The organism is Nitrosomonas sp. Nm34 (genome assembly GCF_900113925.1).
Taxonomy (GTDB): domain Bacteria; phylum Pseudomonadota; class Gammaproteobacteria; order Burkholderiales; family Nitrosomonadaceae; genus Nitrosomonas.
Window position 1 is genome coordinate 1 of the sequence record NZ_FORD01000088.1, and the last position, 7,961, is coordinate 7,961.

Below are 7,961 nucleotides of genomic sequence, written 5' to 3' on the forward strand. Positions count from 1 at the left end.
CAAACGCAGCACGCGTTTGATCATCAGCAGACAGAATGACTTTTTGAATGTTCTCAGCCATAAGCTTATTTTCTGTTCAGGATAGGCAGCGCCGCGTCTTCCATGATCATGAGGCTTTCCAGTATTGCCTGGTGTTTTTTGCGTTTGATGCGCATCATGTTGAGTGTGCTCTCGATAGACGGACGATCTATTCCAAAGTAATGGCCGGTCATACCATCCACCCTCCAGCAACGGCGCAGTGAAATGAATATATGCACCGCTTGTTTATTCTCAGGCCATACGGCAAACAATCCGTCGTCATCGCCCCCTTCTTCTTCAAGCTGATCTTCCCACTCTGCGATTACTTTTTCCCATTCAGCAGGATCAGCCGCACGCTCATCTGGCTCAACGTTATGGCTGGCTGACCTTCCCTGAGCCGCCCAATGGCGGGCGGCATCGGCTAGTTTTTTCTGGCTGCAGCCTTGCCGTGACTGCATTCAACATATGCAGCCACCAGAGCAGAGCGCACATATGGAATGTTGATCAATTTGTCGCGTAAGTCGTCATTAAAATCAATCGGCTTACCTTCAGCGTCACATACGCCAGTACAGTTAAACAATACTTGGCGCAATAAATCCACATCCGTTCCGCCATCCTTATAGATAGCATCTAGTTCTTCCTGAGTAATCAATTCGAATTCAGCCGTAAAGGTATTTTTCTTGATCTTGCCGCCGTCTTGCGGAACGTTGACAGACACTGGCCATTCGACCAATTTTGGTTGGTCTTCGATTTTGAACATGGTTTTCTCCTGATTGATTTTTAAATTTGTGTTATTTGTTACGGGTAATCACAAGGATCACCCTTGCTGACTTATCGGGTTATTGCGTCTTAAACGTCCACTCGCTATTACCAGCGGAAGTCGGCTGCAGCACCAAGTCCATATTCAGCATGACGGTATTGCCGTTCTCACTTTTGGTTGGATTGGTTAACTGTACCTGCCCGGCATCAATCAGCACTTTATTTCCTGCAGTAGTGCCATGGACGAGCGCCAGTGCTCCGGTGGTTTCTGCCCTGCAGATGCTCTCAAAATCCTTGGCGGCTACGGTCGGCAGTTCGATCACAACTTTGCCGGTGCTTTTTCTATCGTTAAACTGCATGCGCTCTGAATTCGGGCGGTTGATGTAATCAATGGTATTACCCTGGGTGAGGGTGAGGGATTGGAATGCTGCTGCAAAGCCGTGCAAATTGAAGGTGGTGTTCTGTTTGTTCATTGCGAGCGGCTTCTGGAACGCGGTCAGCACGGGTGTACCGAATGCGACGGCAGTAATGCCGCCGTAAAGCCCTTCGAGTGTGATATGCGCGACCGGTACTTGCCCCTCGTTAAAGCGCAGTTCCATGGTGCCATATGCACCTAATATCTTGTGCAGCTGGCCATCCCAATTGAAGTAACTGGTCACGGACTCTTCACCTGTAGTGATGAGTGCATAAATGGTCGGGCCAGTGGTAGGCGTAAGTGTTTCAGACATGGCGCAACCCCGCATGATAGGGCTGTATCCTGGCTTGGTCGCTACAGCACCTGAGCCTGCCAGCTCGATATCGAACTCCAGTTTCATGGTATCACCGACTTTGATCTGTCCCTGGTGACCGAAAAATGGTAGTGCGTTGTTCCGTTCGACGTAACGGATATTGGATGAAATATTAAAATTCGACACCAGCATGTCGTCGGTACCGACTACCGGCACCGCATCCACGCCGTAGCTACTCTCGACCTTGACTTGAATGATCTTTCTTCTTGATCTGATTGGCATTACTTATCTCCTCGTTTATTTTTCTTACGTGCCGGCTGCGTTATCTGTTGCCCTGGTTTTTCGGGTTCTGGTTCTGGTTTTGTCTCTGCTGGTGGTCTGGCTGGCTTGATCAGTAAATGTTCACGCCCCGTGTGAGGTCTCAGCTTGCCGGTTTCAGGATCAATCATGTATGAGCCGCCCACGCCATGGCATTCGTCTGGTTGTTCTGGCTGCGGGTTAGGTTGCTCATTTTCCGAGGGATCAGCCAGTCGACGCTGGCCGGTCTCGGGATCGAGAATATACGAGCCGCCCATGCCGGAATATTTATCCATCGGCTTCTCCATTATTTCTGAGCAGCACGGATAAACAGTTCATCCAGCTGCTCATCACTGAGCCCAAGCGCCACAGCAACGGCAGCAATGTATGGGCTACTCCTTACCAGCTTGCCACCATACTCCCAGCGAATCTTGAGCTCAGCATCATTCGACTGGGCGATATAATCATTGACCATATCGAGCAGTCCTGCTTCAAGCAGAGCGATGCGTGCCTGGTGGGCATGGACTTCCTGCGGTACCGGATTGGGTTGGCTAGACATGTCCTCTTCAGTGAGTACGTAGATACCCGACTCATCTACGAGGATATCTTTTGGCTCCGGATACTCCAACGCTTGTTCATACGTTAAATCATCAATAATGGCCATGCTGAATCCTTATAGGTTATATACTTCGACCAGGTAACTTTCTATCGTCATCGGCTCGCATGAATACATGCCTAATGCCAAAGCAAAGTTGCGGTTAACAGAAAAATCGAATGCAGAGACAACAGGGTTGTTTATTGAGGGACCAAATCCCCCTACCATATTATCCGCCAGCCCGATTTGGGACTGATTGGTGCCGCGCATATGTATGCGCGCCTGGAATCGGTATGAACTCATATTGATCAAGTTATTCACTTCAGATATTTTCAATGCCAGCGTGCGGTAGGATAGTGATTTAGGATTCGCGCTATTTTTAAGCGATACCAAGGCATCGGCTTTTATGATGGAATTGGGCCCTAACGGTGCGATGGTCGCCAAAATGTAATTGATCACTATATTGCCCAGAGCCATAATCGGCGCTGCCTGCGAAGCAAATGCGAGATCGATCCCAATCTTATTGCCAGTCACATCAGCATCCAAACTGATAATTTTATGGATGGCTAATCCAATCCATCCCGCGCTGGCTGTCACAATAAAAATATTCGCACCGATCGCATCAGCAGCAGTCAATCCATGAGGGCCTGCGCCTGCTAGCAGCACCTTACCTGCGCCGTTATCGGATACCGTTATGCCAGTAAAGGTAGTCGCTGGGGTAATCAGTTTGACCGGCACGCCACTGTAAGCCTGCAGCGGAGCACCCGATGGGCCGGTGTCTCCTTTCGGCCCTTTTATGCCAACGTTAGTTATTTCAATAGCCATGTTTAAATCGCCTCCTGCACGATAATCTGGAACGTTTCCGTGCTCTCGACTGCCGACCCTGGGTCGGTGTAAGTCACGTCGCCAAACAACACACCGAGCGGCCAGGCAGAGGTATTGGCCACCGACATGGTGTACTCACCTGCTGCCGCACTGGTAACGGAAACCGATGGCGTGGCGATGACATTACCGGCGTTATCCTTGATCTTGGGTGTAATGGTGTAGCCGGTAAGATTGACAGGCGAACCGCTGCCATCTTTGGCAATGACTGCAACCGAGAAGGTATCGCCTTTCTTGATATTGATCTTCACTACATCTGCAGCGAGGCTATTGACATAGCCGTTAGGAGAGCGTGAGTCTGTGCCTGAGCTATAGGTATAGCTCCCGCCCACGCCCGCATAGATGTCGTTAACAATAACGTTCTCTACCGTCATTAAATTAGCTCCTTACTATAAAAGACTGGTTTCATCAGTCCTGAACTGGATAACAAATTCTTTGCTTACAATCGCAACAGGTTTTTCCAGCATGCCGCGGGTGCGCCTGGTTTCCCCCTCGGTCAGGTCGATGGCCATATTGTTAACGGTGCGATCAGACATGATCAGGTTATAGGCCTCGATCAGTGGCGCATCAGCAAGCGAATAAGGCGCACTACCCTTGATCAGGATCATGAGCCGGATGGTCAATTGGCGATTGGCGATGCCGAGCGCGGGTAGCTCTGGCGTTAGTTCATCCCCCTCCTCGATCACTACTGCCGGAAGCTCACCATTCAAGGCTGAATCCAGATCTCGGAAAACTGAACTGGAGGCAATCGTCGTCATCGCACCCGATGCTGCCAGTTTGGCGTAGAGATAACCCATCATCTGTTCAACGCGGCTGGCCATTACACCTCCTCGAGTTGCAACAGCGTCATACCCGCTCCGTCTGGCTGAGGTGCGCTTGCTACCTGGTAATGGGTGTTATTAATAGTCAGTGCCGTCCCTTTTATTACCGCTGAAACGTCAGCACTTCTGCACTGAAAAGTAGGATTGCTGCCACCGATCACATTGCTGAATTCAGCGTATTGATTGCGGAAAATACCGTCTACCGCCACGCCTTCGATAAAGGCAGTGGCGTTGGCCAGGTGGCGGATAACCGCATCATTGGCCCTTTTTTCCAGCGCTGCAAAGCGTGTTGTCATTACGCACCGACTGCGACATAGGAACCGAGCTTCATCAGCACGGTTGCGCTTGGATTAGCTGCAGCCACTACCGCAATGCCGACGCATTGTTGTGCTGAGGCGGTTTTGTTCACGACCTTGTTAGTCGCATCCCAGAACAGCCGGTCACCGACTGAAATAGCTAACGCGCTGGTTTTGGCAATCTCGACCACGCCTTCAGTGGCAAAGGAACCAGCGACGCCACTGGTCACGTTCTCTGTCGCCACACCAAACAGACCGGTACCGAACAGATATCCCACACCTGAGGCGACATCTGCACCGGGTGCGAGCGATAGAACATTGCCATCCTGAATATAATTGTTCATTCCTCAATTCCTCCGTATACGGGCGGATACAAGATTCGCCCTTCGTTAATCAGCCTGATCAGGCGCCGTTATTTTTGTAGAGACCGCGGTAATCGATTGCCTTGGCTGCGAAATCCAAGCGGGCTTTGATCTCCATGCCATCCACATCGAAACCTTGACGAGTTTCGATATAGACGCCGTTTTGCCCTTCGAGGTAGCAATACTCAATGGTATCGATCGAGGCGTTGTCCGCAGCGAGATACCAGGATTTGTCACTGGTGGCATCCAGCCGGGCTTCTGAAATCACTTCCAGTGCTCCGGCAAACGGATTGAAGTCGCTTGATTTGGCTGCAACGTATTGCTGACTGACGAATTGTGCCGCAATGGTTTCCAGTGCAGCAGGTACAATCAGGAAACGCGGGAGCAGATTCATTACTGCGCCTTTGGGCGTAGTTTGCTTGCGCATCATCTTGCGCCCAGTCCCTAGTGAATCGATACTGATTACAGTGCCGGTACCAGTCAAATTGGCGTGCGTGTTGTGGAACAGCGCAACACCATCCGATAGCGCAGCATTGGCTGTCAGAATGCCGTACACAATGTCACTTTCGTAATTGGCAGCGGCCATCGCAAACATGGCCGGAATGCGGGTAAAGGCGCTGAGGTCGTCATTGATGATTGCCTGGCGGGTGAGGCCAATGATTTTGCCCACGGTAGCGAGCTGATAAGTTTCCTTGCCGTCAGTAATCGCGCCCCGTTTGAACTCACCATTCTCGTTCACTGATTCCAAGGCAGGCGCATCGGAAAGGTTCACGCGGCTCATTGACTTGAAATCAGGAGCGGTTGACTGCCGAGCCCATGCCTGGAAAGTGCGCGGTGCAGCTTCATAGGCTTGACGCAATGTTTTATTGGCCACATTGGCCAGAATGTTCGGAAAATCGGAGGTGCCCTGGAATGCACGCGAGGCAATTTGCATGCGATCCAGGCCGCGTGTCTTTTCACCTTTTTGTTCCAGCGTATCCCGCACCAGTTCGATCAGGCTCAATCCTGCATATTGCCGTGCACCGTCTGAGAGTTTATTATTAGGACGGTAACGGTGCATAAGCGCTTCCGCTACCAGTTCACGCCGGGTATCAGTTTCGTCAGTGATAGTGTGAATGTCCGCCCGGCTGCTAACCGGTGTCTGCTCGGTGCGTTTGGCCAGCTGGTTCAATACCTCTTTGCGCGCATCATCCAATGACACACCGCGCTCGATGAGGTCATCGGCTACCGTATCATCCAGTTTTACCGACCGGACCATCTGCTTGATTTCTGCCATGCGCTTGCGTTCTGCAACCAGCACATCCTGCTTGAGTTTGTCTGCATCCACTTCTGCTGAGCGCTGCCCTTCAGGTGAGGGTGGTGGGTCAGCCTGGATTGTAGTGTTTTCGTTTGGCACTATTTTTTCCTCATTGTTAATTGATCGTCCGATACCTACGGTTGCGTCTGCTGGTATGTCACACAGCGTAACTTCCAGCGGCAACCAGCTGGTTACGCGGTATTCACTTGGCTGGTCTTTATTTTCTTTGATGAGCGTGCGCTCGATGATTCGATAGCCGACGCTGACGTTGGCAATGATGCCGTCCTCGATATCCTGCAATAGGGGCTTCATGTCATCACGGCGGGACATCTTCACCTCGACATAGCCGCGTCCATTCTCGATCCAGGCACGGGTTGTCCGGCCAACTGAGCGCAACGGGGCATTCTCTGTTTTACTCATGCCATGATTGAGCAACACAGGTGCACCGCCATTAAGTCTGGACAAATCGACCTCTTCCGATTTATGACCAAGCACCTCTATCCACGGCCCGTCAAACCAGCTGGAACGTAGATAGGGTTCTTCTGAAGAAAAAGGGAATTCGAGGATTAAATTCTGGCTCTGCTCAGAATCACCGGCAGCTCGCCTGGTGATGGCTAGATCAAAATTTCTGGTGACAAGATTCTGTGACATATACCCAAACCGTGAATGATTTGGGCATATTTAAAATGAATTGAATGGACAAAAATATAAAAAATGTCCTTATTTAATCTTTAGCCAAATTTAGAGTCGATTCAACCATTTTGGCTGTCGCTTCTTCGTTGGGAACGAATGGATATGGGATCCCAATCTTTTCAAACATCGCTATATCTTTTGCAATTTCTTCAGCCAGCTTTTCTGGCGTATACCCTCTCTCACGAGCCGCCTCCGAGAATGATTTGCGATAGGTATTCAGTTCCTCTGTTTCGCTCCTCACATCTTTTAATGGGTCAACCCAATCCCATCTTGGAGTGGTCCAATCGGTTTCGATATTGGATTTTATGCTCGATGAGATTGCGGCTGTATTCAGCCATATGGTCATTACCCTGCGGCAGAACATTGGAATAAAGGTCAGCCATTGAAACTGCTCCACTTCCCGGCGGAAATCAAGTGTTCCAGCACGCATAGATGAATAGTTCGCTTGCGACAGATCGCCTGTCATCTGCTGATACGTTATGCCTATGCCAGCTGCGATGGAATGTAGGCGAGCACTCACGTATTCAGCATACCCGGTCGAAGCAGGCGGATTATTGAACGTGATCTTTTCTCCGCTTGACAAATATTCAACCATTCCAGGGGAAAGCTCTTCCAGCTTTCTGGTTGAGTCGGATTCTGTTTTGACTTGGCCTAACGCGGTATTCTCATCATCGGTTTCTACCACGGCAGTAATGCACGCCTCCGCTGCTTTACGTACCAGCGTGGCTTCTTCATATTCATCCAGATCATTGGTGGTGATCATCGCGGGAGCAAATATGGGCACCCCTCTGGATTGGCCCGGTCTCAGCTTTTCGTAAATATGGATGATATCTTCTGCAGGCACGCGGTAAGATTGCAGTCCTCTGAATTTGGGCGAGCTTTCTCCGGGGTGTTCTTTGTATAACCAGTAAGCAACACGCCGACCGATAGCATCATATTCAATACCGTACTGAATATAGCCGCCGTTTTTCAGATCCTCGAATTTCGATGAATCCAGATAGTCTGGTTCCAGTACCTGAATTTGCAGCGGTACGTTTAACCCATCCTCAGGCCTTCGGTATCTGAAACGGACCAGGCACTCACCGGATTCAAAGATCGTTCTGGCAATGAGGCGCTGTAACCCATAGAAATCAAGTTGCCCATCAGCATCACTTTCATTGATCCAGTTGTCCCAAAGTTTTACCGCTGGCTTATTCTGAATGCTGGGAACGAC

At 50.3% G+C, this 7,961-nt stretch carries 12 protein-coding genes; all 12 read right to left on the bottom strand.

Annotated features, from left to right (window positions below):
• Window positions 1-65 precede the first annotated feature (65 nt).
• Window positions 66-476, bottom strand: coding sequence for a DUF1799 domain-containing protein (locus BM283_RS16515; RefSeq protein WP_090695078.1), 411 nt, complete (start codon window positions 474-476; stop codon window positions 66-68).
• Entirely contained in the window at window positions 440-778 is a 339-nt protein-coding gene (locus BM283_RS16520; protein WP_090695080.1) for a hypothetical protein, read from the bottom strand. The genes BM283_RS16515 and BM283_RS16520 overlap by 37 nt, the downstream gene beginning before the upstream one ends.
• A 79-nt stretch (window positions 779-857) precedes the next feature.
• Window positions 858-1,787 (bottom strand): phage tail tube protein, encoded by a 930-nt coding sequence (locus BM283_RS16525; protein ID WP_090695084.1) that lies wholly within the window; start codon window positions 1,785-1,787, stop codon window positions 858-860.
• A complete protein-coding gene (locus tag BM283_RS16530; RefSeq protein ID WP_090695087.1) occupies window positions 1,787-2,098 on the bottom strand; it encodes a hypothetical protein in 312 nt (103 codons plus the stop codon). Before BM283_RS16530 ends, BM283_RS16525 begins: the two co-directional genes overlap by 1 nt.
• A gap of 11 nt (window positions 2,099-2,109) precedes the next feature.
• The gene (locus BM283_RS16535; protein WP_090695089.1) at window positions 2,110-2,466 is read right to left on the bottom strand and encodes a hypothetical protein; all 357 of its coding nucleotides are present in this window, start codon (window positions 2,464-2,466) and stop codon (window positions 2,110-2,112) included.
• Between the two features lie 9 nt (window positions 2,467-2,475).
• On the bottom strand, window positions 2,476-3,222 hold the full coding sequence (locus BM283_RS16540) for a hypothetical protein (RefSeq protein ID WP_090695093.1): 747 nt from the start codon (window positions 3,220-3,222) through the stop codon (window positions 2,476-2,478).
• 2 nt (window positions 3,223-3,224) lie between these two features.
• Window positions 3,225-3,611, bottom strand: coding sequence for a hypothetical protein (locus tag BM283_RS16545; protein ID WP_139225321.1), 387 nt, complete (start codon window positions 3,609-3,611; stop codon window positions 3,225-3,227).
• Between the two features lie 57 nt (window positions 3,612-3,668).
• Window positions 3,669-4,100: a hypothetical protein gene (locus BM283_RS16550; RefSeq protein WP_090695097.1), complete on the bottom strand. Its 432-nt coding sequence runs from the start codon at window positions 4,098-4,100 to the stop codon at window positions 3,669-3,671.
• Window positions 4,100-4,396: a head-tail joining protein gene (locus BM283_RS16555; protein WP_090695098.1), complete on the bottom strand. Its 297-nt coding sequence runs from the start codon at window positions 4,394-4,396 to the stop codon at window positions 4,100-4,102. Before BM283_RS16555 ends, BM283_RS16550 begins: the two co-directional genes overlap by 1 nt.
• On the bottom strand, window positions 4,396-4,740 hold the full coding sequence (locus BM283_RS16560; protein WP_090695101.1) for a DUF2190 family protein: 345 nt from the start codon (window positions 4,738-4,740) through the stop codon (window positions 4,396-4,398). Before BM283_RS16560 ends, BM283_RS16555 begins: the two co-directional genes overlap by 1 nt.
• Before the next feature lie 58 nt (window positions 4,741-4,798).
• Window positions 4,799-6,706 (bottom strand): prohead protease/major capsid protein fusion protein, encoded by a 1,908-nt coding sequence (locus BM283_RS16565; RefSeq protein WP_090695103.1) that lies wholly within the window; start codon window positions 6,704-6,706, stop codon window positions 4,799-4,801.
• 73 nt (window positions 6,707-6,779) lie between these two features.
• Window positions 6,780-7,961 (bottom strand): phage portal protein (locus BM283_RS16570; protein ID WP_090695107.1); only part of this gene is annotated, 1,182 nt, incomplete at its 5' end.